This window comes from Parabacteroides goldsteinii (assembly GCF_020091425.1).
Lineage (GTDB): Bacteria > Bacteroidota > Bacteroidia > Bacteroidales > Tannerellaceae > Parabacteroides > Parabacteroides goldsteinii.
Genome location: NZ_CP081906.1, coordinates 3,079,860 through 3,105,021, shown reverse-complemented (window position 1 = coordinate 3,105,021; position 25,162 = coordinate 3,079,860). Strand labels below are relative to the sequence as shown.

General features: G+C 44.4%; 20 protein-coding genes, 1 rRNA gene and 1 other RNA gene. 12 read left to right on the top strand and 10 right to left on the bottom strand.

Annotated features, from left to right (window positions below; translation table 11 throughout):
- The first annotated feature begins 204 nt into the window (after window positions 1-204).
- From K6V26_RS13850 to K6V26_RS13835, 4 genes are all read left to right on the top strand, one after another.
- Window positions 205-1,329, top strand: coding sequence for a basic secretory family protein (locus tag K6V26_RS13850; RefSeq protein ID WP_224265627.1), 1,125 nt, complete (start codon window positions 205-207; stop codon window positions 1,327-1,329).
- A 17-nt stretch (window positions 1,330-1,346) separates the two neighbouring features.
- Entirely contained in the window at window positions 1,347-3,683 is a 2,337-nt protein-coding gene (locus K6V26_RS13845; protein ID WP_122327245.1) for a GH92 family glycosyl hydrolase, read from the top strand.
- 17 nt (window positions 3,684-3,700) lie between these two features.
- On the top strand, window positions 3,701-5,989 hold the full coding sequence (locus K6V26_RS13840; protein ID WP_224265626.1) for a GH92 family glycosyl hydrolase: 2,289 nt from the start codon (window positions 3,701-3,703) through the stop codon (window positions 5,987-5,989).
- 143 nt (window positions 5,990-6,132) lie between these two features.
- Window positions 6,133-8,457 carry a GH92 family glycosyl hydrolase gene (locus K6V26_RS13835; protein ID WP_224265625.1) on the top strand — a complete coding sequence of 775 codons (2,325 nt, stop codon included), beginning with the start codon at window positions 6,133-6,135 and terminating at the stop codon, window positions 8,455-8,457.
- Window positions 8,458-8,567: 110 nt separating this feature from the next.
- Here the strand turns inward: K6V26_RS13835 and K6V26_RS13830 are convergent, their stop codons facing one another.
- The 3 genes from K6V26_RS13830 to K6V26_RS13820 all read right to left on the bottom strand — a co-directional run bounded on the left by K6V26_RS13830 (window position 8,568) and on the right by K6V26_RS13820 (window position 10,615).
- Complete coding sequence (locus tag K6V26_RS13830; RefSeq protein WP_224265624.1) at window positions 8,568-8,945, bottom strand: MmcQ/YjbR family DNA-binding protein; 378 nt, start codon at window positions 8,943-8,945, stop codon at window positions 8,568-8,570.
- An 80-nt stretch (window positions 8,946-9,025) separates the two neighbouring features.
- Window positions 9,026-9,922 carry a HEPN domain-containing protein gene (locus K6V26_RS13825; RefSeq protein WP_224265623.1) on the bottom strand — a complete coding sequence of 299 codons (897 nt, stop codon included), beginning with the start codon at window positions 9,920-9,922 and terminating at the stop codon, window positions 9,026-9,028.
- Between the two features lie 84 nt (window positions 9,923-10,006).
- Window positions 10,007-10,615 (bottom strand): HU family DNA-binding protein, encoded by a 609-nt coding sequence (locus tag K6V26_RS13820; RefSeq protein WP_122327243.1) that lies wholly within the window; start codon window positions 10,613-10,615, stop codon window positions 10,007-10,009.
- Window positions 10,616-10,951: 336 nt separating this feature from the next.
- On the opposite strand from K6V26_RS13820, the gene K6V26_RS13815 reads away from it, so the two are divergent.
- From K6V26_RS13815 to K6V26_RS13800, 4 genes are all read left to right on the top strand, one after another.
- Window positions 10,952-11,524 carry an SWIM zinc finger family protein gene (locus K6V26_RS13815; RefSeq protein WP_007658660.1) on the top strand — a complete coding sequence of 191 codons (573 nt, stop codon included), beginning with the start codon at window positions 10,952-10,954 and terminating at the stop codon, window positions 11,522-11,524.
- The gene (locus K6V26_RS13810; RefSeq protein WP_224265622.1) at window positions 11,490-11,708 is read left to right on the top strand and encodes a hypothetical protein; all 219 of its coding nucleotides are present in this window, start codon (window positions 11,490-11,492) and stop codon (window positions 11,706-11,708) included. Before K6V26_RS13815 ends, K6V26_RS13810 begins: the two co-directional genes overlap by 35 nt.
- A 125-nt stretch (window positions 11,709-11,833) precedes the next feature.
- Complete coding sequence (locus K6V26_RS13805) at window positions 11,834-12,484, top strand: DUF1349 domain-containing protein (protein ID WP_010802543.1); 651 nt, start codon at window positions 11,834-11,836, stop codon at window positions 12,482-12,484.
- Window positions 12,485-12,588: 104 nt separating this feature from the next.
- Window positions 12,589-14,235 carry a diphosphate--fructose-6-phosphate 1-phosphotransferase gene (locus K6V26_RS13800; RefSeq protein ID WP_007658653.1) on the top strand — a complete coding sequence of 549 codons (1,647 nt, stop codon included), beginning with the start codon at window positions 12,589-12,591 and terminating at the stop codon, window positions 14,233-14,235.
- A 72-nt stretch (window positions 14,236-14,307) separates the two neighbouring features.
- Here the strand turns inward: K6V26_RS13800 and K6V26_RS13795 are convergent, their stop codons facing one another.
- From K6V26_RS13795 to K6V26_RS13780, 4 genes are read right to left on the bottom strand one after another with little or no spacing between them, the layout of a single operon-like run.
- Window positions 14,308-14,946 (bottom strand): hypothetical protein, encoded by a 639-nt coding sequence (locus K6V26_RS13795; RefSeq protein WP_007658652.1) that lies wholly within the window; start codon window positions 14,944-14,946, stop codon window positions 14,308-14,310.
- Window positions 14,947-15,003: 57 nt separating this feature from the next.
- On the bottom strand, window positions 15,004-15,336 hold the full coding sequence (locus tag K6V26_RS13790) for an NINE protein (protein WP_224265621.1): 333 nt from the start codon (window positions 15,334-15,336) through the stop codon (window positions 15,004-15,006).
- Between the two features lie 52 nt (window positions 15,337-15,388).
- Entirely contained in the window at window positions 15,389-15,760 is a 372-nt protein-coding gene (locus K6V26_RS13785; protein ID WP_224265620.1) for a DUF2752 domain-containing protein, read from the bottom strand.
- 12 nt (window positions 15,761-15,772) lie between these two features.
- Window positions 15,773-16,114 carry a TM2 domain-containing protein gene (locus K6V26_RS13780; protein WP_224265619.1) on the bottom strand — a complete coding sequence of 114 codons (342 nt, stop codon included), beginning with the start codon at window positions 16,112-16,114 and terminating at the stop codon, window positions 15,773-15,775.
- 88 nt (window positions 16,115-16,202) lie between these two features.
- Between K6V26_RS13780 and K6V26_RS13775 the strand changes: the two genes are divergently transcribed.
- Window positions 16,203-16,805, top strand: a complete 603-nt coding sequence (locus K6V26_RS13775) for a riboflavin synthase (RefSeq protein ID WP_046144949.1) — start codon at window positions 16,203-16,205, stop codon at window positions 16,803-16,805.
- Between the two features lie 69 nt (window positions 16,806-16,874).
- On the opposite strand, the gene K6V26_RS13770 is transcribed toward K6V26_RS13775, so the two are convergent.
- The 3 genes from K6V26_RS13770 to rnpB all read right to left on the bottom strand — a co-directional run bounded on the left by K6V26_RS13770 (window position 16,875) and on the right by rnpB (window position 19,986).
- Window positions 16,875-18,212 (bottom strand): MATE family efflux transporter, encoded by a 1,338-nt coding sequence (locus K6V26_RS13770; RefSeq protein WP_010802546.1) that lies wholly within the window; start codon window positions 18,210-18,212, stop codon window positions 16,875-16,877.
- Entirely contained in the window at window positions 18,209-19,585 is a 1,377-nt protein-coding gene (locus K6V26_RS13765) for a YihY/virulence factor BrkB family protein (RefSeq protein ID WP_007658646.1), read from the bottom strand. Before K6V26_RS13765 ends, K6V26_RS13770 begins: the two co-directional genes overlap by 4 nt.
- Before the next feature lie 44 nt (window positions 19,586-19,629).
- Window positions 19,630-19,986, bottom strand: an RNA gene (gene rnpB, locus K6V26_RS13760) — RNase P RNA component class A.
- 494 nt (window positions 19,987-20,480) lie between these two features.
- Between rnpB and K6V26_RS13755 the strand changes: the two genes are divergently transcribed.
- From K6V26_RS13755 to K6V26_RS13745, 3 genes are all read left to right on the top strand, one after another.
- Entirely contained in the window at window positions 20,481-22,055 is a 1,575-nt protein-coding gene (locus K6V26_RS13755; protein ID WP_122327238.1) for a Do family serine endopeptidase, read from the top strand.
- 143 nt (window positions 22,056-22,198) lie between these two features.
- On the top strand, window positions 22,199-23,059 hold the full coding sequence (locus K6V26_RS13750) for a sigma-70 family RNA polymerase sigma factor (RefSeq protein ID WP_005641668.1): 861 nt from the start codon (window positions 22,199-22,201) through the stop codon (window positions 23,057-23,059).
- 516 nt (window positions 23,060-23,575) lie between these two features.
- Window positions 23,576-25,102: ribosomal RNA gene (locus tag K6V26_RS13745) — 16S ribosomal RNA — on the top strand.
- The last annotated feature ends 60 nt before the right edge of the window (window positions 25,103-25,162 follow it).

The window sequence follows — 25,162 nt, the reverse complement described above, 5'->3', positions numbered from 1 at the left end:
TTGGTATTCCAGTAGTAATGCGGAAAAAGAACAATCCGGTAATATTGCATTCAGATTTGTGAAACCCGATAATGCTTTTTAATATGAATACAGAATGATTTGAGCAATGAATAGAAACACTTCGCTTGATTGGCATTTGAGGCGGGAGTGTATCAGGGAGTTGTTTTATACTTTGGATAGTGAATACTTTATTGTTTTAATTTTATGAAGTTGTGTTGCATTAATATATTTGTAATTGTAGTTGGTAGTTTTTTGCTTTCAGCATGTCGGGAAAATATTTCGGTGAATGTACCTGAATTGTCGGATGGGGACCCGACAACTTGTTATACAGGAACCCGGAAACTGAATCGGATTGTTTTTGATCCTCAATACAGTATTCCTATCCAAAGTTATAAAATCTATTCATCAGGCGAATCACCTGTACATGACCCGGCAAGCTGGGTACTGAAAGGCTCCTACGACGGAAAGAACTGGGTGGTGGTAGACGAACGGAATGACCAGCGCTTCTGTTCACGTTACCAGGAAATCCTTTGTCCGATAACCAATCCTTCCAATTATAAACAATATATGCTGGAAGCCGAAACGGCAGGCAGCGATACGCTGGTGATCGGTGATGTCTTGTTTTCCGAAAAGAACCTGGTTACAGACTGGGAAGATTTCAGATATCCCGCAGTAGACTTTGAAGTACTGGCTCCGGAAACAAAAGGTGCAGTTATTTATGCAGACCTTGTACAAGACCCGGATACCTACCTGAAATACCACGCCCGCAAGGTGGCGGAAATTCTTTTCTATACGGCGAAAGATACCATGAATGATGTTCAGACCATTCATTATACGTTGAAGGATTATGATGGCGTTTCTGCCAAATCCGGGAATCCTCCGGCTATTTATATCGAATACAGTACCCGCCATATCGAGAAGTTGGCGAACGAATCACTTTACAAGCTCGACTTTGAAACACGCGGTGTCTTATATCATGAGCTGGTCCATGCGTACCAGTTCGAACCGAAAGGGATTGGTTCATACTCGACGAATAAAGAATTTTGGGCCTGTATAGAAGGAATGGCGGATGCCGTGCGGGCAGAGTCCGGGTTTTTCGATATGAGTACCCGTAAGCCGGGTGGTAACTGGATGGATGGTTACCGTACGACCGGTTTCTTTATCCAGTGGCTGAAAACAAAAGACCCGGATGCCATACGTAAATTCCATTTGACCGTCCGCGATCTGGATGTGTGGAGTTTCGACAAGGCGATCAAGTGTATTTTCGGCGAAGAATCCGGTATTGAAAGCATGTGGAATGAATACCAGGTGTTTCTGACAAAAGAATAAATAAATACTACATACCTATGAAATCTGTAAGATGTTTAGCCTTATTTCTGTCTGCTGCGCTGGCAGGTGGAACGCTGTGGGCACAGGAGAAAGTATCCTTTGTCAATCCGATCATCGGAACAAACGGGATGGGGCATACGTTTCCGGGTGCTTGCGTGCCGTTCGGACTGGTGCAGCTAAGTCCGGATACCGACACGATCCCGCATAATGTCGATGGCAAGTATCAACCCCGTTCCTATGAATATTGTGCCGGATACCAGCATAAGGACAGCAGTATCGTCGGTTTCAGTCATACGCATTTCAGCGGAACCGGTCATTCCGACCTGGGGGACATACTGATCATGCCGGCCACCGGCAGCCTGAAACTGAATCCCGGAACAGCGACCGATCCGGACGGCGGTTACCGTTCCCGTTTCTCACACGACACAGAAATATCCCGTCCCGGCTATTACGAAGTCATGTTGTCCGATTATGGCGTAAAAGCGCAACTGACGACCACCAAACGGGTGGGAGTTCATAAATATACTTTTTCCGGCGATGGCGGAAACCAGCGTATTATTCTCGATATGATTCATGGTATTTACAATTACGACGGAAAAGTCCTGTGGACAAATATCCGCGTAGAGAATGATATGTTGGTTACCGGTTATCGCGTAACAAACGGATGGGCACGGACCAATTACACCTATTTTGCGATGTCTTTCTCCAAACCTGTCATTCATTATGGTTGCGAGGAAAAGGCGAAAGTGAATTACCGTGGCGGTTACGGCAAATTCAATATGAAAGAGAATTTCCCGGATATCGGCGGACGGAAGATCGTAGCCTATTTCGATTTCGACCCGGCAACCTCCAAAGAATTAGAAGTCAAGGTAGCCCTTTCCGGTGTGAGTACCGACGGTGCCCTGAAGAATCTTCGTGCGGAAGCATCCGGTTACAGCTTCGACCAATTGGCGGCAAAGGCTTCGGATACCTGGAACAAGGAACTTTCCAGCATAGAGGCAAAAGGTAACAACGACCAGCTGGCTATGCTTTATACCTCTTTGTATCATACCATGATTAATCCGTGTGTCTATACCGATGTCGACGGGCAGTACCGCGGTTTGGACGGAAATATTCACAAGGCCGACGATTTTACAAACTATACGGTCTTCTCTGTCTGGGATACTTACCGTGCCTTGCATCCGTTATTCAATATCATTAACCGCCAGGTAAATACCGATATTGCCCGCTCCATGCTGAAACACTGCGAACAAAGCGTACATAAAGCGTTACCGGTATGGAGCCATATGGCAAATGAAAACTGGTGTATGATCGGTTATCATTCCGTATCCGTACTGGCGGATGCCGTGGCAAAAGGATTACCACTGGATAAGGAGGAAGTCCTGCAAGCGATGGTCAGCAGTTCTACCATTCCTTATTATGACGGAACGAAGGAATATATGGAAAAAGGATATGTTGCACTCGATCATAACGGAAGTGCCGGTTCCTTAACGCTGGAATATGCTTACGATGACTGGACGATTTATAATACCGCCCGTCTGGCAGGAAACGACCGGGTGGCAAACCAATATAAAAAACGGGCGGCCAACTATATCAATGTGTTCGACACAAGTATCGGTTACGCCCGTCCCCGTTATTCGGACGGACGCTGGAAAGAAAACTTCAGTCTGTTGAGTACGCATGGTGAAGGGTTTATCGAAGGAAATGCCCTGAACTATTCTTTCTATGTCCCTCAGGACGTAAACAATATGATTCAATTGATGGGAGGCGACAAGTCTTTCGTGTCCAAACTCGACTCGCTGTTCACGATGCATCTGCCGGACGAGTTCTTTGCCGAAACGGAAGATGTTACCAAAGAAGGACTTTTAGGCGGCTATGTGCATGGCAACGAACCGAGCCACCATATTCCATTCCTGTATGTCTGGACTACCCAACCCTGGAAAACCCAATACTGGCAACGTGAAATCATGAACAAGATGTACCGAAATAATATCGACGGCCTGTGCGGTAACGACGATTGCGGTCAGATGTCGGCCTGGTATATCCTGTCGGCTATGGGATTCTATCCCGTTTGTCCGGGAACCGACCAATATGTGTTGGGTGCTCCCTACCTGCCTTATATGAAGGTATCGCTTGAAAACGGGAAGACTTTTGAAGTCAGGGCGGATAAGGTCAGCGATAAGAACCGCTATGTCAAATCTGTCCGTCTGAACGGCAAACCGTATACAAAAGCCTATATTACGCAACAAGATATTATGAATGGGGGAGAGCTGACTTTTGAAATGACCTCTTCACCGAATAAGAAGCGTGTATTTACCGGGGACGACAAACCCTATTCGTTATCTGCTAACTAATCATTATTCTATATTCCATGAAGAAGTTATTTATTCTGGCTATTGCCTTTTGCAGCAGTCTTCTTACGATGAAGGCTGCGGATAAGACCGAACTGGTGGATTACGTGAATCCCCTGGTCGGCTCCCAGTCGAAAATATCCTTGTCCACAGGAAATACCTATCCGGCGATTGCAATGCCGTGGGGTATGAATTTCTGGATGCCTCAAACCGGAAAGATGGGAGACGGCTGGGCCTATACCTATGATGCCGACAAGATACGGGGTTTCAAGCAGACACACCAGCCCAGTCCCTGGATAAACGATTACGGTCAGTTTGCCATCATGCCGATAACCGGTAAGGTGGTGTTCGATCAGGATAAGCGTGCCAGCTGGTTTTCCCATAAGGCGGAAGTGGCCAAACCGAATTATTACCGTGTTTACCTGGCCGATCATGATGTGGTAACGGAAATCACGCCGACAGAACGTGCCGCCATGTTCCGTTTTACTTTTCCCGAAACGGATAAGTCGTATGTGATTGTCGATGCTTTCGACCGTGGCTCTTATATCAAGATCATTCCCGAAGAAAATAAGATCATCGGTTATACCACCCGTAACAGCGGAGGTGTTCCCGAGAATTTCAAGAACTACTTTGTTGTCGTGTTCGATAAGCCTTTTACTTATAAGGCAACGGTCGGCGACAGCGAAATCCGCAAGGGTGAAATGGAAGCACAGGAAAACCATACCGGTGCCATCATCGGTTTCTCAACCCGTCGCGGGGAGGTTGTTCATGCCCGTGTCGCTTCTTCTTTTATCAGTCCCGAACAGGCTGAGTTGAATCTGAAAGAGTTGGGCGGACGGTCTTTTGATGAAATAGCGGATGCCGGTCGTAAGACTTGGAACGAAGTGTTGGGACGTATCCGGGTGAATGACGATAATGTAGATAAACTGCGTACTTTCTATTCCTGTCTGTATCGTTCCGTCCTTTTCCCGCGTAGCTTCTACGAAGTGGATGCCAATGGGAATATCGTGCACTATAGTCCGTACAACGGGGAAGTATTGCCGGGTTATATGTTTACCGATACCGGTTTCTGGGATACTTTCCGTTGCCTGTTCCCGTTCCTGAACCTGGTGTATCCGTCGATGAATGTGAAGATGCAGGAAGGTTTGGTGAATACGTATAAGGAGAGCGGATTCTTGCCGGAATGGGCGAGTCCCGGCCATCGTGGCTGTATGGTAGGGAATAATTCGGCTTCGGTTGTTGCCGATGCTTATCTGAAAGGTCTGCGTGGTTACGATATAGAAACCCTTTGGGAGGCTGTCGTACACGGAGCGAACAATGTTCATCCGAAGGTGAAATCGACCGGCCGTTTGGGTTACGACTATTATAATAAGTTGGGGTACGTGCCTTATGATGTGAAGATCAACGAAAGTGCCGCCCGTACATTAGAATATGCTTACGATGACTGGGCCATCTATAAACTGGGAAAAGCATTGGGTAAACCGGAATCGGAAATAGCAGTCTTTGCCAAACATGCCATGAATTATAAGAACCTGTTCGATAAGGAAACCAAGCTGATGCGTGGTCGTAATGAAGACGGTACATTCCAGTCTCCGTTCAACCCGCTGAAATGGGGGGATGCCTTTACGGAAGGAAATAGCTGGCATTATACCTGGTCTGTCTTCCATGACCCGCAGGGATTGATCGACCTGATGGGAGGAAAGTCCGGTTTCAACGCAATGATGGATTCCGTATTCAATGTGCCGCCTTTGTTCGATGACAGTTATTATGGTGGTGTCATCCATGAGATACGTGAGATGCAGATCATGAATATGGGCAATTATGCTCACGGTAACCAGCCGATTCAGCATATGATCTATCTCTATAACTACTCCGGTGAACCCTGGAAAGCGCAGTATTGGGTACGCGAAGTGATGGACAAGCTGTACTTCGCCACTCCCGACGGCTATTGCGGTGACGAGGATAACGGACAGACTTCTGCCTGGTATGTGTTCTCTGCACTCGGCTTCTATCCGGTCTGCCCGGGAACTGACCAGTATATCCTAGGCTCTCCATTATTCAAAAGCGTGACGCTGAATCTGGAAAACGGCAAGAAGGTAGTGATCAATGCCAATAACAATGATGCAGCGAACCGTTACATCTCGACCTTGAAGGTAAACGGCAAGAATTACACCCGCAACTACCTGACACACGAAGACCTGTTGCGTGGTATGACGATCAACTGCACCATGTCCGCCACCCCCAACAAAACCCGTGGCACAGAGGAAAAGGATGCACCTTATTCATTCTCTAAAGAGATAAAAAACTAGAAATATTTGAACTATCCCGTTCCCGTGCTCGACACGGGATCGCAAAAGCACAAACCGTATCCTATATGTATCTTTTGATACTGCCTGTTCTTCTGCGGCCCCGTGTCAAGCACGGGGACAAGATAGCTCATATCTGATAAAATATGAAACTACGAGTTTATACATTATTAGCCATGTCTTGTTTTGCCCTGACAGGCATGGCCCAAAACGAGAAACTGACCGACTACGTTAGACCTTTGGTCGGAACAGACGGATACGGGAATGTTTATCCCGGTGCACAAATCCCGTTCGGTGGTATCCAGATCAGTCCGGATACAGACTCCAAATACTACGATGCGGCAGCCGGTTATAAATACAACCATACTTCCATCCTCGGATTCAGTCTGACGCACCTGAGCGGAACAGGCATCCCCGACCTGGGTGATTTCCTGTTTATCCCTGGTACCGGCGAAATGAAACTCGATCCGGGAACCCGCGAAAATCCCGATGAAGGTTACCGTTCACGCTATACCCATGACCAGGAGTGGACTTCTCCCAATTACTATGCCGTCCTGTTGCAGGATTATGGTGTCAAAGCCGAAATGACGGCCGGACTGCGTAGTGGAATGTTCCGCTTCACCTATCCCAAATCGGATGAGTCTTTCATTATGATCGACCTGAATCATACCTTATGGCAATCCTGTGAATGGTCGAATCTCCGTATGGAGAACGATTCGACCTTGACCGGCTATAAGTTGGTGAAAGGGTGGGGACCGGAACGCCATGTCTATTTCACCGCCGTCTTCTCCAAAAAGCTGAAAGATTTCCGCATCATGCAGGATAAGAAGCCGGTCATTTACAACACTTCCCGTTTCAGAAGCACGAACGAAGCCTGGGGAAAGAACCTGATGGCTTGCCTTTCCTTTGCTACGGAAGAGGGGGAAGAAGTGATTGTAAAAACTTCCGTATCGGCAGTCAGTACAGCCGGGGCACAACTGAATATGCAGGAACTGGACGGCATGACCTTCGACGGCCTGAAAGAAAAAGGTATCGACTTATGGGAACAGGAACTCGAAAAGTACCGTGTGACAGCCGACCGGAAGACAAAAGAGACCTTTTATACGTCTGCTTATCATGCAGCTTTGCATCCGTTCATCTTCCAGGATGCCGACGGTCGTTTCAGAGGCTTGGACAAGAATATCGAACAGGCCAAAGGCTTTACGAATTATACTACTTTCTCTTTGTGGGACACCTATCGCGCCCTGCATCCCTGGTTTAACCTGGTGCATCAGGACGTGAACGCCGATATCGCCAATTCCATGCTTGCCCATTACGATAAGAGCACGGAGCGAATGCTTCCGATCTGGTCGTTCTATGGCAACGAAACCTGGTGTATGATCGGTTACCATGCCGTATCCGTCCTGGCCGATATGATCGTTAAAGGTGTCAAAGGTTTTGATTACGAACGGGCATACGAAGCCATGAAGACAACCGCAATGAATAAGCATTACGATTGTCTGCCGGATTACGATCGTAACGGTTACGTTCCCTTCGACAAAGAAGCCGAGTCGGTTTCCAAAACTTTGGAGTATGCCTACGACGATTATTGCATTGCCCGTGCTGCCCAGACTTTGGGAAAGACGGACGATTATACCTATTTCCTGAACCGTTCCCTCTCTTACCAGACCTTGATTGATCCGGAAACCAAATACATGCGTGGCCGAGACAGCCAGGGAAACTGGCGCACCCCGTTTGCCCCGATCGCTTACCAGGGACCGGGTTCGGTAAATGGCTGGGGAGATATCACCGAGGGCTTTACGATGCAGTATACCTGGACCGTTCCGCACGACGTACAGGGATATATCAACCTGGCGGGAAAGAAACTGTTCGAGAAACGGCTGGATGAACTCTTTACTGTCGAGTTGCCGGACGATATTCCGGGCGCCCACGATATCCAGGGACGTATCGGGGGGTACTGGCACGGCAACGAGCCTTGCCATCATGTCGCTTATCTGTATAATTACCTGGGCAAGCCGTGGAAATGCCAGAAATGGATACGTGAGATTGTAGACCGTTTTTACGGCAACGAACCCGGTTCGCTGAGCGGTAATGACGACTGCGGGCAGATGTCGGCCTGGTACATGTTCAACTGTGCCGGTTTCTATCCAGTCGCTCCTTCCAGTAATATATATAATGTAGGTTCCCCTTGTGTTGAGGCGTTATCTATCACAATGAGCAACGGCAAAGAGATAAAGATGACGACCGAGAACTGGTCGAAGGAGAATGTCTATATAAAAGAAATGTATGTAAACGGCAAGAAATACAACAAATCTTACCTGACATACGATGACGTGAAATCCGGTATATCCCTGCATTTTGTGATGAGTGACAAGCCAGCCTTCAAACGTGCAGTGTCGGCAGATGCCTATCCGGCTTCCCTGTCATTGCCCGGTAAGACAGTGCTTTACCAAAAGCCTGCCGGCAACTAAGCAGATGGTTTTTCAATATACACATATTATTTCAATTAACGATGAGAGAGTTTTTCCCCTTTAGGTGAGGGGCTGGGGCGTGTGATATGGGAATACCACACGCCTCTTATTTATTCCTGTTGCAACAACATCTCCTGTTCCTTTTTAGTGAGGCTTCCGACGACAATCTCATAGGACTTCTTCACAAGTTCCTTTATTTTATAATCTGGCACATCCTGATTGAAATAGACACTGATCCAATATTTCTTATTCATATGCCAGCCTGGAGTTATTCCTGCATACCGTCCCTGCAATTCTCCTGATTCATCCGGATTACATTTAATGCAGCAAAAATCAAAAACTTCGATATTCACGAAGCAGAACCACTTATCCGCGATGTAAAAACACAAAACATCCCGACTGTACTTATCCGCCACATTCGGAAACGGCATCTTTTCATGAACTCCCTTCAATGAAAGACAGTATTCTCTGAACTCTTCGATATTCATAATTCTGACTAATTTGGATAAGACAAAGTTAGCAAAATATCAGCAGGCTGAAAGTGACAAATCCTTGGCAAACTATATTTTTATTGTATATTACTTTGCTCCTCGTACTCCTTAATCTTGGCGGTACAAATTTGTTTCGTAATATCTCTAAGTAATTCGATTTTAGGAACAAGCGCATCAATGTCCTCTTTGGTGACGACAAAGTACGGATTATAGCGTGCTTCCACATAAGCAGACTTGAGTAAAGTAAAAAGACGTTTCTCTTCAAGCGTATCTTGTGGAAAAACTGTTGCTAAGTCCTCTGAATATCTTTTCGTTGCGGATGAGAGTTTAGAGAGATTATGTTGTTTGCTATTTCGTAAAGTAAATGTCAATCGAATGGCATAGTAATAATTTTCACAGGCTTGATGCAATAAGAAAGCCTCCATTCTATAATCTTTATATTCATATGCATACTTAGCCTGTCTTAAAAAACTATTGGCTCTATCATACTTTTCATCAAGATAAGCCTGTGCCTGTTCTTTTATTTCTGCAAAGTTCAGTTTTCTTCTACGGGCTAATTTGTGATTCCCGCTATTATAAAGGATAATGCCTTCCTGCTTAATTTGTGTATAGAAATACCGTCCCTCTTCCAGGTACTTATTCAACATCTTAATATCATCGTTGATAAACTCGACAGGAGTATCCCGGTCAAAGTCTTTCCCGGCAAAGAATATATCTTCTACATTATCCAGAACAGTTTCCGCCTTTTTACTGTTGATGCCGCTTGTTATTACATAAATATCATAATCGGATATTTTGACGGTAGGAATGCCTCCGTCCTCAATTCTTACGCTACGACGCACATAATTTCCTCTTGCATAGCTACCAAAAAGAATAATGAACTCTGTTTGAGGCAATCTTTTTAATATCTCTTTAACCAGAAAATTTAATTCTGCCTGTTTGTCTTTTGGTAGATAAGCTATTGAGTCTTTCATTATGCTTTATATTATGTGCGACATTACTGTTACAAAGATATATCTTTTTTCGGAAGTTTCTCAATGCCCACACGTAGTCTGAGCTTATTGTTCTTCCTCTTCTTTGGGTGGCAGCGAATAAACCCTGTGCGTCCTGTATCCCATCTTGATCACTATGCCGTCTTTTACAAACAGTTTCATGTCTTCAGTTGCCCGGTAGCGGCTGCAATGGTTTATTCCAGCATAATCCGTCAGATTGATATAGGGATTGTTTTGCAGGAATTTAAGCATCTTATTTTTCCTGTCCGTCAATTCATTAGAGGTGACATTCTCTCTTTTTATTTTCAGTGGGCGGTCCTTGTTGACCAGTTCCCTCAATCGTTTGGCGCAGCGGAAGTTTACTCCGTCCGCCCTGGCAAAGAAGACGGTTTTGCCCTTCTCATCCGTTTTCTGTAACGTCTTGAGGGCAGGGGAGAAGTGCCCTAATCCCTCCAGTTCCACACAATAGCCGTTCGATAAGTTCCGACCGATATAGGTGGTCAGCGCCTCTATCGCCCCTTTCACATCGGCCGAAGTTAGCGAGCACGAATCCGAGAGGTATTCGCAAATATCTTCCATCCGCATCGTGCCTTTGGATATAAGGCGGGCACAAGACTGTTGCTCCTTGCCGCTGGTGTTTGGTGCCTTGTATACTCCGAATTTAATTCTTCCCATGGTAGTTTAATTTTAATACTGGTATAATTATTATTACCTCGGATGTATCTTTGACAAGGTGCGTCCGAATCTTACTTTTCTGCCTATGTAAGTTGTTGTCGACGTTGTCGGCAATATTGTTGACACTGTCGAAAACTTTGTCGACACTGTCGTTTATTTTGCCGACAGCGTCGGCAACAACTTACCTGCCTTCCAAAGATAATACATGTCCGAGGTAAAAGCAAGTAATATAAGGGATAAATGAAACTATCCTGGTGATAATTTTATCTTTTGCACGTGAACATTACCGTTTCTTCCAGGAATCATGTATTTTTGTATTCTTGCAAAACGAGCATCATGATAACACTATCGAATTTTGAAAATTATGCGCTTCCTCAGATATGGGAGCGCGGTATATCTTATTATAGGCAGGGAGCAGTGAGAAATCTGGAAGAAGATTCTCCCGAGGAATGGGTTGCAACTGTTCTGGGTACTGAGGATTATACAGTGGAAGTAACCCTTGAAGATGATAAGGTCATGGATTATATTTGTGATTGTCCTTATGAAGGAGATATGTGCAAGCATGTGGTTGCCACATTGTTAACGATCAGAGAAAGGAAAAAGACGGAAAAATATTTTATCCAGGCAGAAGAGACGGAGAGTAAGAACAGTGGCTTTTCTTCTGAGACAGTCAAGGCTGAAATCGACGAGATACTTGCTATCGCAGACAAGAAGCAATTAATGTCGTTTTTATCGGAATACGCTGTTCATCATGTTGATTTCAGGAATGCTTTGAAACAACAATTTATTCCTGATCGGAATACAGAGAGCCTTGATACGGATTATTGTCAGGAAGTGGAAAGGTGTTTTCTATCCTCACCGTCCGGCAGTGGATATGGGAGAACCGGAAGATTTGTTGGAGCGTTTTAGTTCACATGTTCAGGTTTATGCCGATCAGAGTACAGTCCGATCGCATTATGAATACGTGGCAAAAGCACTGAAAGAAATGCTGAAGCTGAAAGGAGGAGAGCAGGAAGTCCGCCTCCTTGTGGATGTTTTCCGTCAGACGTATAAACGGAGAACAGCCATGATGGGGATATTGAAAGATTTCTAGGCGGTTTTTCAATAAATCTCAATATCTTTGCATGAGACATTTTATCAAGTGGTCTTAAATAGCTAGAGGAGACAATAATAAGGACTGACTTATATAATCCGACCAATTTATAATTGAAGAAAATAATGAAGAAAATGATTTTGGGAGCACTGGCTTTCCTGTCGATACAAATGACGTCTGCACAGACGTTGGAAAAGATGCAATGGTTCAACGAACCGGCAAAGTGGGAGATAAATGATAAGGCATTATCCATGTTTGTCACTCCGCAAAGCGATTACTGGCGTATCTCCCATTATGGGTTTACGGTCGATGATGCACCTTTTTATTATGCCACTTACGGCGGCGAGTTTGAAGTAAAAGTGAAGGTGACAGGCGAGTATAAAGCACGTTTCGACCAGGCCGGACTGATGCTCCGTATCGACCATGAGAATTATATCAAGGCGGGTATCGAATTTGTAGACGGTAAATTCAATCTGAGCACTGTCGTTACCCATAAAACGAGCGACTGGAGTGTGATCTCGCTGGATAAGCCTGTCCCGTATATCTGGATCAAAGCAGTCAGACGCCTGGATGCGGTAGAAATATTCTATTCGTTCGACGATAAAACATACACGATGATGCGTAACGCCTGGTTGCAGGATAATATTCCGGTGAAGGTCGGTTTTATGGCTGCCAGCCCCGACGGGAACGGCTTCAATGCGAAGTTTGAACACTTTGAAGTAAAGCACCTGCCCGATATGCGCAGACTCGAGTGGCTGAAGAAAAATGCGGAATAAAGATCTAATCGGTTATTCTTATCTTTCATGATTGGAGAAATATTTCTATATTTGCACCGCTTTAGATAAGAATCAGATAATATCTATATAAATCAGATTAAGAAATGACAAAGAGCGCATTACAAATTGCAAGAGCAGCTTACCAACCTAAGGTACCCGCTGCATTGAAAGGTGCTGTAAAAGCCGTAGATGGTGAATACACAGAATCAGTAGCCGATCAGGAAGACATCAAAAAATTATTCCCTAACACGTACGGAATGCCGATCGTTACTTTTGAAAAGAGCAACGAAAAGAAAGAAATGCCTGCTATCAATGTAGGTGTAATCCTTTCCGGTGGTCAGGCTCCTGGTGGTCATAATGTGATTGCCGGTATCTTTGACGGTGTGAAGGCTACAAACAAGGATTCCCGCCTGTATGGCTTTATCCTGGGTCCCGGTGGTCTGATCGATCACAAATATATGGAACTGACTGCTGATATTATCGACGAATATCGTAATACAGGCGGTTTCGATATGATCGGTTCAGGTCGTACTAAACTGGAAACAAAAGAACAGTTCGACAAGGGTCTGGAAATCCTGAAAGAACTGGACATCAAGGCACTTGTTATTATCGGTGGTGACGACTCTAATACAAATGCTTGCGTACTGGCTGAATATTACAAAGCTATCAACGCTGGTGTACAGGTTATCGGTTGTCCGAAGACTATCGATGGTGACCTGAAGAACGAACAGATTGAAACTTCTTTCGGTTTCGATACGGCTTGTAAAGTTTACTCGGAAGTTATCGGTAACATTCAACGTGACTGTAACTCAGCTCAGAAATACTGGCACTTCATCAAACTGATGGGCCGTTCAGCATCTCACATCGCACTGGAATGTGCTTTGCAGACTCAGCCGAACATCGCTATCGTTTCAGAAGAAGTGGAAGCTAAAAATATGTCTTTGGACGATATCGTGACTTATGTTGCTGAAATCGTTGCAAAACGTGCAGAAAACGGTCAAAACTTCGGTACCGTACTGATCCCTGAAGGTCTGATCGAATTCGTTCCGGCTATGAAACGTCTGATCGCCGAACTGAACGACTTCCTGGCTAAACACGATGCTGAATTCAAGATGATCAAGAAGAGCGAACAGCGTGCTTATATCATCAGCAAGCTGACTAAAGAAAACTCTGACCTGTATGCTTCTCTTCCGGAAGGCGTTGCCCGTCAGTTGTCTTTGGACCGCGACCCGCACGGAAACGTTCAGGTTTCTCTGATCGAAACAGAAAAATTGCTGTCTGAAATGGTTGGCAAGAAATTGGACGAATGGAAGAAAGCCGGTAAATACAACGGTAAATTCTCTGCATTGCACCACTTCTTCGGTTATGAAGGACGTTGCGCTGCTCCGTCTAACTACGATGCAGACTATTGCTATTCATTAGGTTACACTGCTTCTTGCCTGATCGCAGCAGGTAAGACCGGTTATATGTCATCTGTACGTAATACGACTGCTCCTGCTGAAAAGTGGATTGCCGGTGGTATTCCTGTAACAATGATGATGAACATGGAAAAACGTCATGGCGAAATGAAGCCGGTTATCCAGAAAGCGTTGGTTAAACTGGATGGTGCTCCTTTCAAGAAATTCGCTGCTAACCGCGACGAATGGGCATTGACTACCAGCTACGTTTATCCGGGTCCGATCCAGTACTTCGGTCCGACAGAAGTTTGCGACGAACCGACTAAGACATTGCAGTTGGAACAGGCAAAATAAGATAGAGAGATCATATCTTTATATAATAGAGGTAAGGCTTAGGCTTTACCTCTATTTTTTTACGGTAGTGTCTTATATGCTGACATCTATTGTATACTTGCTCAGTGGGGCTTCGCCTGCCTGTTTCAGTATCCTGTTTGCTTTCTTGAGGCAGATGTCGTTGAAGTCTTTTTCCATGCAGACGAAATTGTGACGTACATACATAGAGTCTACTTTGATAGTTTTTTGATTGAGAATATCGAAGTTGATAATCTGTTTTTTTAATTCCTTTTTATTGATATTTCCGGATACATATTTCAGAAATGCAGACAAAGCAATTTCTAAACTCAGGATTACTTCATGGGGCAATTTGCGATAATAAAACAAAAACTGGTAAAACGCTATAACCATGGAGCGCGTATTCTCGTCGTAGTTTGCCAGTAAAGACTGATATTCCTGATAATCGTCAAGCAATTCGTCGGCCAGCTGGTTTTTATCGTGCAGAAATTTTTCAGGAGCAATATCTATACCTGTTATTTCTCCGAACCGGTCAGAGATGAACTCTGCGTCTTTATACGTGATGTTGCATTTCGTATAATTCTTTTTAGTCTGGATAGAGTCGAAAAGCGAGTACCCGGTCAGTAGCGTATATATTAATATTGCTCTGCGGCATATCGAATGGTCCATCATTGATTGAGAAAGCCGATCTATCGGATCTTGTGTAGTTTTCATATATAATTGTTTTTATTAATATTAATACAGTGGCAATATACAAAATATTGGGTTGACTTATGATAGGATCGTTATCAACTTATTCATATTATATCGCTTGGTCGCCCCGGTGATCAGGAACCAATCGACAATATACCATATTCCGAGGCCGCCGCCGGTCAGAAGTTTGCCAAAGCCTTTGCCTATGTTCCCGATCAGGAAACGGTCCAAACCGGTCACACCGAAGAAAATGGAGAGAAGTAGTATTTTTCCCGGACTTCTGAAATGGGTGTCTTCTAAAAGAGTCTCTTTCTCCGGGGGGAGATTGAGTAGCTTATGGATGGGTATTTCGTAATCCGGAAATTTACTCTCATTAGCCAGAAGGAATTTATCGACTTTATCAGCTTCCATATTTTTAGTCAGTAGGTTTATAATGTGTAAATATAAGTATTTCCTGGTTCTTTTACAATCTTTTGTGGATATTCCATATCCAGTTCAGTATTGTTAATAGAATAATGAATGTAAGAATATACTTATTAGCCAGCTTGCGCTCTGCTTTTTTCAGCCAATCCCGGAACGTATGCCTTTTTTGTACGAAGTCAAAAACGATACCTGTAATAAAGAAGACAGCCAGCAAAACAAAGAGTAACCCATAAGGATTGATGAGGATTGAATCGCCTATATCTCCGTTCAGTAGGGCATGAATTGCACGACGCGTTCCGCAGGCCGGACACGGATATCCTGTCATTGTGTGGAAAATGCAAGGAAATGATAATAATGCATATCCCGCTATAATGGCTACAGCAAGATATGCATATTTATTTCTCTTTCCCACAAGTAGCAGGGATTAGAGCATTAAAATATTCTGCAACTGTTCCAGGTTCTTCTTTTTCGTCGCATCCATGATCAGAAACCAGTCGATAATCATCCAGATCCCGCAACCGCCTAAAGTGACCAGCTTGCCGACACCCAAGGCTACATCGCCGATCAGAAAACGGTCGATACCCAATGAGCCGAGGAAAACGGAAATAATAAGTATGATAGTCGGGTCTTTGAAATCGCAGGTTTGTAAATAAATCAGCTTGGATTCGTCCATCTCCAACAGACGATCCCTGATGATAGGTATATGACTGGCAGGTAGTTTGCTACTGTTTGTCATGAGGAACATATCCACTTTTTGTGCGTCCATAATTTTTATAGATTAAGTTACTAACGACAAATATAGTGTTTTTTCGTATCTTTGAACCTGATAATATTAATTTAAACAACACAATACTATGTTCTCAGGAATTGTAGAAGAAGCTGCTCAGGTAGTTGCGTTGAATGCAGATCAGGGAAACCTGCATATCACGATGAAGTGTTCATTTGTAAATGAGCTGAAAATCGATCAGAGTGTGGCACATAACGGCGTTTGTCTGACAGTGGTGAACCTGACCGACGAAACTTATACGGTGACGGCTATCCAGGAAACACTGGACCGTTCCAATCTGGGACTGCTGAAAGTCGGTGATCTGGTAAATCTTGAACGAAGCATGATGATGAACGGTCGTCTGGACGGACATATCGTTCAGGGACATGTGGATCAGACGGCTGTTTGTACGAATGTACGTGAAGCGGACGGAAGCTGGTATTATACATTTGAATATATTTTCGACAAGGCGATGGCGCAACAGGGATATATGACCGTGGAAAAGGGATCTGTTTGTGTAAATGGTGTCAGTCTGACTGTCTGCAACTCGCAGCAGAATAGTTTCGAGGTGGCTATCATCCCTTATACACACGATAATACAAACTTCTGCCGGATCGAAAAAGGAACTGTAGTAAATCTGGAATTTGATATCGTCGGTAAATACATCAGCAAAATGATGCAGTTCAAATGAAAGATTTCCTCTTTTAGTAAAGAAATAACGGCAGAGCGACCGGGTGTTTATCCCGAAGCGTTCTGCCGTTTATTTTACAACGCATCTTTTCTTCCAGATATCTGTCTTATAATATATGTACGTAATAACCAATCCTATGCCGATACTGATCCCGATAGCCCACCATATTCCCTGACGGCCGTACCAGGCACTTAGCTGGTAAGCCAGCGGAATGCGGATCAGCCACAGGCAAAGCAGGCTGGTCACCATTGTGAAAATCGTATCTCCGGCTCCCCGAAGTGCACCATTATAGATATTCAAAGCTCCGTGCACAATGAAGAATCCTCCGATGATCAGTAAATATTCTTTTCCGATCGCAATTACTGCCTGGTCGTTGGTGAAGGCGCGCATCATTTCCTCCCCGAAGAAGTAAATAGCTGTGAAGGTGACCACGCTGAATATGACATTGACCAGCATGGTGAACCGTAGTCCTTTGCGTACACGGTCGAAGCGGCCGGCTCCGATGTTTTGTCCGCAGAATGCAGCCAGTGCGCCGGATAGTGTCAGGACAGCTTGTGTAATGATCGTGTCAATTTTCCCGGCGGCACCGTAAGCGGTCAGGGTATCGGTGCCGAAGCCGTTCACTATTCCGAGAAGAGCAATCAGTCCCAAAGCGATCGCGCACTGTTGTACGCTGGTGGGGAGTCCTATTTTCAATCCTTCTTTGAATAGCTTCATGTCGAACAGTAAATCTTGTTTTTTGATGGATAGGAGCGGGTGGGTGTTATTGACATAACCTAAAGCTACACACATTCCGATTCCCTGTGCTATGACGGTTGCGCGTGCCGCTCCTTCGATTCCCCAGCCGAAGCCAACGATAAATAGTAAATCGAGGACGATATTCAATACGGTGGTGATGAAAATAAAGATCATAGGGCGTACGGATTCCCCCACGCCTCTTAATATGGAAATAATACTATTGAATGTGACGAACAGGAATGTTCCTCCTATATAAATCCTGAAATAAGCGACGGCATCGGGTATGACTTCCTCCGGCGTGTTGGTCAGGCGGAAGATAGGTTCGGCGAATATGATCCCGGCAATTGAAAGAGCAATGCCTGCTACCAGCATAAAAATGAAAAAGGAGGAGAAAGCACGTTGCACTTTGTCATATTGTTTGGCTCCGAAGAATTGCGAAACGACTACGGAGGTTCCGCTTCCGACACCGATAACGAGTGATATAATAAAGTAATATATAAAGAATGAGGCGGAAACGGCAGCTAATGCTTCTTTCCCTAAAAATTGTCCGACGATAATACTGTCGGTAATATTATAGAGTTGCTGCAATAAGTTTCCGATAAGTAATGGTAAAGCAAAGCGTACGATCACTTTCCAAACCGGGCCGTGCGTCAGGTCTGAGGTGTTCATAAATCTTTGAGTAAGATATTATCGTTTGCTTTAATCATATCTTCCCGGGTTTTCAGCAAGGCATGCCATTCTTTGGTAAAAAGTTTGGAAGTGTCTATCTTGAAATTTTCAGAACCATATTCATCCATCTTGGCAAACAGATAGCCTACCGTTATTTGGTTTATGTCGATAGCCGGCTGATAATAGGCGACACGTTCATCATCTCCATAATTTACCTCTATAATGATTCCCAGCTCGGTAAGCAGATAAAGTATGTCTGTCGTGAGGCGGATGGGGATACGGTAGGCATCCGACAGTTCGTCTGCCGTATAGGGTTTCTCTCCTTTGACAAACCTTTTTATGATAAGGGAAGATATAAGCAGCGTAAGAAAATCCTTGTATCTGCGGCTGATGTTCTTGCTGTCACGTTCAAAACTGAACTTTTTTACGTTTTGTGAAGCATAAGATAATTCAGCCCCGAAAAGGCAGATCAGCCAGGATAATTGTAACCATAGTAATAATAAAGGTAAGGCGGCAAAACTACCATAGATAGCATTGTATTTACTAACCCAGATCTGTCCGCTGATATAAATAAATTGGAAGAACTGAAAGGCGCAACCGGCAATTATACCTGCCATCAGGCCGTTGATGAACCTGACTTTTGTGTTAGGTAATGATACATAAAGACCTGTAAAAGCCATTATGGTAATAATATAAGGTACGACATTCAGGGCAAGTTCGACCAGTGGCGTGAAAAAAAGGTAATTGCTCAGAAATGAATTTTGCAGGGTGGAGGCAAAGATAGAAAGCCCGCTGGAGGCAGTCATCAGTATCGGCAATATGAGGAACAGCGCCAGATAGTCTGATATTTTCCTGTACCATGGACGTGACTTTTTTATTTGCCATATATCGTTGAAGGTATCTTCGATGGAAGAGATCAGGTTGATGACCGTATAGAACAGCAGAACAAGACCGATCCCGATGATAACACCGCCTTGTGCCTGTGCCAGATAATTCTCTACGTACTGGAATGCTTTATTCAGTTCGTTCTCATGTCCGGGGAAATAATAGAGCAGTTCTTTCCGGACAGTAGCCTGAAAGCCGAAACCTTTGGCGATGCCGACCAATACTGCCAATAAGGGAACAATAGCCAGAAAGGTACTGTAAGTAAGAGCGGATGCCTTTGTTTGCAGATTCTCGCTGTTGAAACCGCGTACGGCAAGTATGACTGTTTTGATTGTGTTGATATAAAGTTCTTTCAGGCCGCTTACTTCATTTTCTGTAATTCTCCAGATGTCGTAAGTTACAAAACGAATGGTTCTTGTCAGCAAGGCGTTGATCCGTTCTATCAGAGGCTTTTTATCAGCAGTCTTTTTATCCGTCTTCTTCTTCATGCTGTGATTTGTAGGGGCAAAAGGTGTTTGCCGGATGAATAAAAAAATGCAGCCTGCCTGTAAGCCGGGTCCTGTGCTTCAACCGAAGTTGGAGTGTCTGCCATTTATCTTGTCTTACCGTCACCGGCAAGCTTTAGCGGTCTACCCCCCGGCATCGGACGAGCAATCCTACATACGTCGGTATACATGACCTTACAACCCATAAGGCGTACGGCATCCCGTATTGCTACGGGATCCGGTGAGCTCTTACCTCACCTTTTCACCCTTACCGGACGAGTCCGGCGGTTATTTTCTGTTACACTACTTTGCCCTTGCGGACAACTTCCCGTTAAGAAGTATGGTGCTCTGTGTTGCCCGGACTTTCCTCACATCCGAAGATGAGCGACAGACCGGCAGGCTGCAATGCGACAAAGATAACTATTTTAGTTGACAGTTGGCGGTTGACAGTTGACAATTTTGAGGAAAGACAGGAATGGAGTGTCTTTCGGATTGCTTTTGAGTTACTTACTAAGTAGACGTTGGCTTACTTAGTAAGTAGCAGGGGAGGCTACTTATCGAGTAAGCGAAGAGTTACTTAATAAGTAGGTTAAGAACTACTTTATAAGCAAAGTATGCCTCTTTTTTACCTGCCAATTGTCACCTGTCATCTGTCAACAGGTATGAACATTCTGCCGTTTCTGCTGTTATATTACTGAAAGCATGACCATTTGACAGGCGGATGATTGTTAAAAAGGTACTGTGCAATACACAGTACTGTTAAGTGCCGTTAACCCCGTATAATTCGTCGTTAAAAGTGATAAAAAATCATAGGCAAATGGAATAATCGCACGTTTTTTGAACTTTCTTTGTCGAAAGAAAAGTGTTAAATTTAAATGTTTGATAAAATAGAAAAAGTATGAAAACAATGTGGAAAAATGTGCTGGGAGTTGTTCTTGTTGCTGCGATCAGTACGGGGGCAGCCGTTGGAACAAGTGCTTATTTAATGAATAAGAATCAACCGGTTTATGTCACCGATTTTACGAACACATTCAATCAGCCTGTTCGATATGCCGGATTGAATGCAGTGGCAGCGGAAAATACCGATTTTACCCAGGCGGCAGAAAGCACCGTGCATGGGGTTGTGCACATCAAAGCTACAACCAATGCCAAGCAGTATGCCGATGATGGCAGAGGACAGCAATATGTCGATCCTTTTGAGTACTTCTTCGGATTTGGAGGAAGAGGCGGAGGAGGTTTTCAGCGTCCGCAACCGCAGCCTCGTGTCGGATCTGGTTCAGGTGTTATTATTTCCACAGATGGATATATTATCACAAATAACCATGTGATTGACGGGGCGGATGAATTGGAAGTGACATTGAATGATAACCGTAAGTTTTCGGCTAAACTGATTGGAACGGATCCTACGACAGATATTGCATTGATAAAAGTAGATGCAAAAGATCTTCCGACTATTCCGTTCGGTGATTCTGAAAAATTGAAGGTAGGAGAGTGGGTGCTGGCTGTTGGTAACCCGTTCAACCTGACATCGACAGTTACTGCCGGTATTGTTAGTGCCAAAGGCCGTGGAATCTCTATGGGAGGTGACAGAAGTAAAATCGAATCATTTATCCAGACGGATGCTGCCGTAAACCCAGGTAATAGTGGGGGTGCTTTGGTGAATACAAAAGGTGAACTGATTGGTATCAACACGGCTATCTATTCTGAAACAGGAAACTTTGCCGGATATTCATTTGCTGTTCCTATCAGCATTGCCGGTAAGGTGGCAAGCGACTTGAAACAGTATGGTACTGTACAGCGTGCAATCCTTGGTGTTTTGATGATGAGTGTAGGTGATATTGCTGATCAGTTGAGTTATCCGAACCTGGATAGTAAGTTGAAAGAAGAGTTGACTGAACTGAAGTCGAAGATTAAGGTCTCTGAAGGGGCTTGCGTATCAGATTTCGCAGAAAGAAGTTCAGCTAAAGAAGCCGGTATCGAAAAAGGTGACGTGATTATTGCTGTAAATGGTGCGAAAGTGAAGAATGCTAATGCTTTGCAGGAACAAATCAGCAAATATCGTCCTGGAGATAAAGTGGAAATTACTGTAGATCGTAATGGAAGCAATAAGAAATTTACTGTGGAACTTCGTAATGCACAAGGAAGCACATCTGTTGTGAAGAGCGCAGGTGACAGCAGTGCAGATGTTCTTGGAGCCGCTTTTAAAGCGTTGACGGATAAACAAAAACGCGAACTTGGTGTAAGCTACGGTATTGAAGTAACAGGATTGTTGAAAGGCAAATTGAAAGATGCCGGAATCCAGAAAGGCTTCGTTATCATGATTGTCAATGACCAGAAGATCTCTACACCCGAACAACTCGAAAAGTTGGTAGACAAGGTCTTGAAAGGAAATGCAGACGATCGTTACATCGTTGTAAAAGGTTTTTATCCGAACGGACGTACAAAAGTATATGCTATTGATCTAGCCGAATAATAAAATAAAGTTATATTCGTCTTATTTGGCGGGAAGATTGTTAAAGGTTTATAATTGGTCGGGTGTAGGGTGCACTCGACCAATTTTGTCAATAAAAATAATATTATCTTTGCACCCTGATATTTCTCAATTAAAAACATTGGATGAGACAGTTAAAGATCACAAAGTCCATTACCAATCGCGAAAGTGCTTCGCTTGATAAGTATCTTCAGGAAATAGGCCGTGAAGATCTTATTACAGTGGAAGAGGAAGTAGAATTGGCACAGGCAATTAAAAGAGGCGACCGGAGAGCATTGGAGAAATTAACCAGAGCTAACCTGCGTTTCGTCGTTTCTGTAGCTAAGCAATATCAAAACCAGGGATTAAGTTTACCTGACCTTATTAACGAAGGTAACCTGGGATTGATTAAAGCGGCTGAGAAATTTGATGAAACCAGAGGGTTTAAGTTCATTTCTTATGCTGTATGGTGGATTCGTCAGTCTATTTTGCAGGCTTTGGCAGAGCAGTCTAGAATTGTTCGTCTTCCGTTGAATCAGGTTGGTTCGCTGAACAAGATCAGCAAAGCCTTCTCTAAATTCGAACAGGAAAATGAACGTAGACCTTCTCCCGAAGAACTGGCAGATGAACTGGATATTCCTGTAGATAAGATTTCAGATACTCTAAAGGTGTCCGGAAGACATATCTCTGTGGATGCACCGTTCGTAGAAGGCGAAGATAACAGTCTTTTGGATGTGCTTGTGAACGACGACGCTCCTATCGCTGACCGATCGTTGATGAACGAGTCATTGGCAAAAGAAATTGATCGAGCACTTGCTACACTAACCGAAAGAGAATGTGAGATAATCAAAATGTTTTTCGGTATAGGCTGTCAGGAAATGACATTGGAAGAGATTGGCGACAAATTTGGCCTCACTAGAGAGCGCGTCCGCCAGATCAAGGAAAAAGCAATCAGAAGATTAAGACAAGGAACACGTAGCAAGCTCCTCAAATCGTATTTAGGTTGACCTCGGGTAAAACCAAAGAGGTAAACAAAGCTCCATATCCAGAAGGATACGGGGCTTTTGTCTTTTTTATACCGACCAGGCAGTTAGGGATTGTATTTTTCGCGTACATTATATAAGTAATAATAATAGCTGCGAAACCGTGACGAGGATTGTTGTAATTTTTTTTATGCTTGTAACGATCAGTCGTTCAGAATCATAGTCTGTCAGTAACGATTTAGTTGAAAAAATAATCCCATAAAAGTTTGGAGCGTATGTTGTAAAGCACTACTTTTGCATCCGCATTCGAGAGAGAACGGCACTGCAAAACATGATGAAAAAACTTTTAGAAAAAAAACTTCCTGAAATATTTGGAAGTATGGAATAAAAGTCCTTACCTTTGCAGCCGCAATCGAAAAGAAAGCGAAAGTTCTTTGAAAGATTTACATATCAACAAGTAGTACAAGTATTAGAAATTAATACCGTCAATAAACTTGAAAATAAATACGAATTCTGAGCATAGAGATAAAAACAATTTAAACAACGAAGAGTTTGATCCTGGCTCAGGATGAACGCTAGCGACAGGCTTAACACATGCAAGTCGAGGGGCAGCACGATGTAGCAATACATTGGTGGCGACCGGCGCACGGGTGAGTAACGCGTATGCAACCTACCTATCAGAGGGGAATAACCCGGCGAAAGTCGGACTAATACCGCATAAAACAGGGGTTCCACATGGAAATATTTGTTAAAGATTTATCGCTGATAGATGGGCATGCGTTCCATTAGATAGTTGGTGAGGTAACGGCTCACCAAGTCCACGATGGATAGGGGTTCTGAGAGGAAGGTCCCCCACACTGGTACTGAGACACGGACCAGACTCCTACGGGAGGCAGCAGTGAGGAATATTGGTCAATGGGCGAGAGCCTGAACCAGCCAAGTCGCGTGAAGGATGAAGGATCTATGGTTTGTAAACTTCTTTTATATGGGAATAAAGTGAGGAACGTGTTCCTTTTTGTATGTACCATATGAATAAGCATCGGCTAACTCTGTGCCAGCAGCCGCGGTAATACGGAGGATGCGAGCGTTATCCGGATTTATTGGGTTTAAAGGGTGCGTAGGTGGTTAATTAAGTCAGCGGTGAAAGTTTGTGGCTCAACCATAAAATTGCCGTTGAAACTGGTTGACTTGAGTATATTTGAGGTAGGCGGAATGCGTGGTGTAGCGGTGAAATGCATAGATATCACGCAGAACTCCGATTGCGAAGGCAGCTTACTAAACTATAACTGACACTGAAGCACGAAAGCGTGGGGATCAAACAGGATTAGATACCCTGGTAGTCCACGCAGTAAACGATGATTACTAGCTGTTTGCGATACACAGTAAGCGGCACAGCGAAAGCGTTAAGTAATCCACCTGGGGAGTACGCCGGCAACGGTGAAACTCAAAGGAATTGACGGGGGCCCGCACAAGCGGAGGAACATGTGGTTTAATTCGATGATACGCGAGGAACCTTACCCGGGTTTGAACGCATATTGACAGCTCTGGAAACAGAGTCTCTAGTAATAGCAATTTGCGAGGTGCTGCATGGTTGTCGTCAGCTCGTGCCGTGAGGTGTCGGCTTAAGTGCCATAACGAGCGCAACCCTTATCACTAGTTACTAACAGGTCAAGCTGAGGACTCTAGTGAGACTGCCAGCGTAAGCTGTGAGGAAGGTGGGGATGACGTCAAATCAGCACGGCCCTTACATCCGGGGCGACACACGTGTTACAATGGTGGGGACAAAGGGCAGCTACCTGGCGACAGGATGCTAATCTCCAAACCTCATCTCAGTTCGGATCGAAGTCTGCAACCCGACTTCGTGAAGCTGGATTCGCTAGTAATCGCGCATCAGCCATGGCGCGGTGAATACGTTCCCGGGCCTTGTACACACCGCCCGTCAAGCCATGGGAGTTGGGGGTACCTAAAGTCCGTAACCGCAAGGATCGGCCTAGGGTAAAACCGATGACTGGGGCTAAGTCGTAACAAGGTAGCCGTACCGGAAGGTGCGGCTGGAACACCTCCTTTCTGGAGCGAAGAGTTCGTTATCAAGTTGACTCAGAGGTATTAGTTAACTTGTACTACGGT

Bases quoted from the DNA above. Each gene is read 5' to 3' on its own strand.
- K6V26_RS13850 (WP_224265627.1), top strand. From the start codon at position 205: ATGAAGTTGTGTTGCATTAATATATTTGTAATTGTAGTTGGTAGTTTT.
- K6V26_RS13845 (WP_122327245.1), top strand. From the start codon at position 1,347: ATGAAATCTGTAAGATGTTTAGCCTTATTTCTGTCTGCTGCGCTGGCA.
- K6V26_RS13840 (WP_224265626.1), top strand. From the start codon at position 3,701: ATGAAGAAGTTATTTATTCTGGCTATTGCCTTTTGCAGCAGTCTTCTT.
- K6V26_RS13835 (WP_224265625.1), top strand. From the start codon at position 6,133: ATGAAACTACGAGTTTATACATTATTAGCCATGTCTTGTTTTGCCCTG.
- K6V26_RS13830 (WP_224265624.1), bottom strand. From the start codon at position 8,945: ATGAATATCGAAGAGTTCAGAGAATACTGTCTTTCATTGAAGGGAGTT.
- K6V26_RS13825 (WP_224265623.1), bottom strand. From the start codon at position 9,922: ATGAAAGACTCAATAGCTTATCTACCAAAAGACAAACAGGCAGAATTA.
- K6V26_RS13820 (WP_122327243.1), bottom strand. From the start codon at position 10,615: ATGGGAAGAATTAAATTCGGAGTATACAAGGCACCAAACACCAGCGGC.
- K6V26_RS13815 (WP_007658660.1), top strand. From the start codon at position 10,952: ATGATAACACTATCGAATTTTGAAAATTATGCGCTTCCTCAGATATGG.
- K6V26_RS13810 (WP_224265622.1), top strand. From the start codon at position 11,490: ATGGGAGAACCGGAAGATTTGTTGGAGCGTTTTAGTTCACATGTTCAG.
- K6V26_RS13805 (WP_010802543.1), top strand. From the start codon at position 11,834: ATGAAGAAAATGATTTTGGGAGCACTGGCTTTCCTGTCGATACAAATG.
- K6V26_RS13800 (WP_007658653.1), top strand. From the start codon at position 12,589: ATGACAAAGAGCGCATTACAAATTGCAAGAGCAGCTTACCAACCTAAG.
- K6V26_RS13795 (WP_007658652.1), bottom strand. From the start codon at position 14,946: ATGAAAACTACACAAGATCCGATAGATCGGCTTTCTCAATCAATGATG.
- K6V26_RS13790 (WP_224265621.1), bottom strand. From the start codon at position 15,336: ATGGAAGCTGATAAAGTCGATAAATTCCTTCTGGCTAATGAGAGTAAA.
- K6V26_RS13780 (WP_224265619.1), bottom strand. From the start codon at position 16,114: ATGGACGCACAAAAAGTGGATATGTTCCTCATGACAAACAGTAGCAAA.
- K6V26_RS13775 (WP_046144949.1), top strand. From the start codon at position 16,203: ATGTTCTCAGGAATTGTAGAAGAAGCTGCTCAGGTAGTTGCGTTGAAT.
- K6V26_RS13770 (WP_010802546.1), bottom strand. From the start codon at position 18,212: ATGAACACCTCAGACCTGACGCACGGCCCGGTTTGGAAAGTGATCGTA.
- K6V26_RS13765 (WP_007658646.1), bottom strand. From the start codon at position 19,585: ATGAAGAAGAAGACGGATAAAAAGACTGCTGATAAAAAGCCTCTGATA.
- K6V26_RS13755 (WP_122327238.1), top strand. From the start codon at position 20,481: ATGAAAACAATGTGGAAAAATGTGCTGGGAGTTGTTCTTGTTGCTGCG.
- K6V26_RS13750 (WP_005641668.1), top strand. From the start codon at position 22,199: ATGAGACAGTTAAAGATCACAAAGTCCATTACCAATCGCGAAAGTGCT.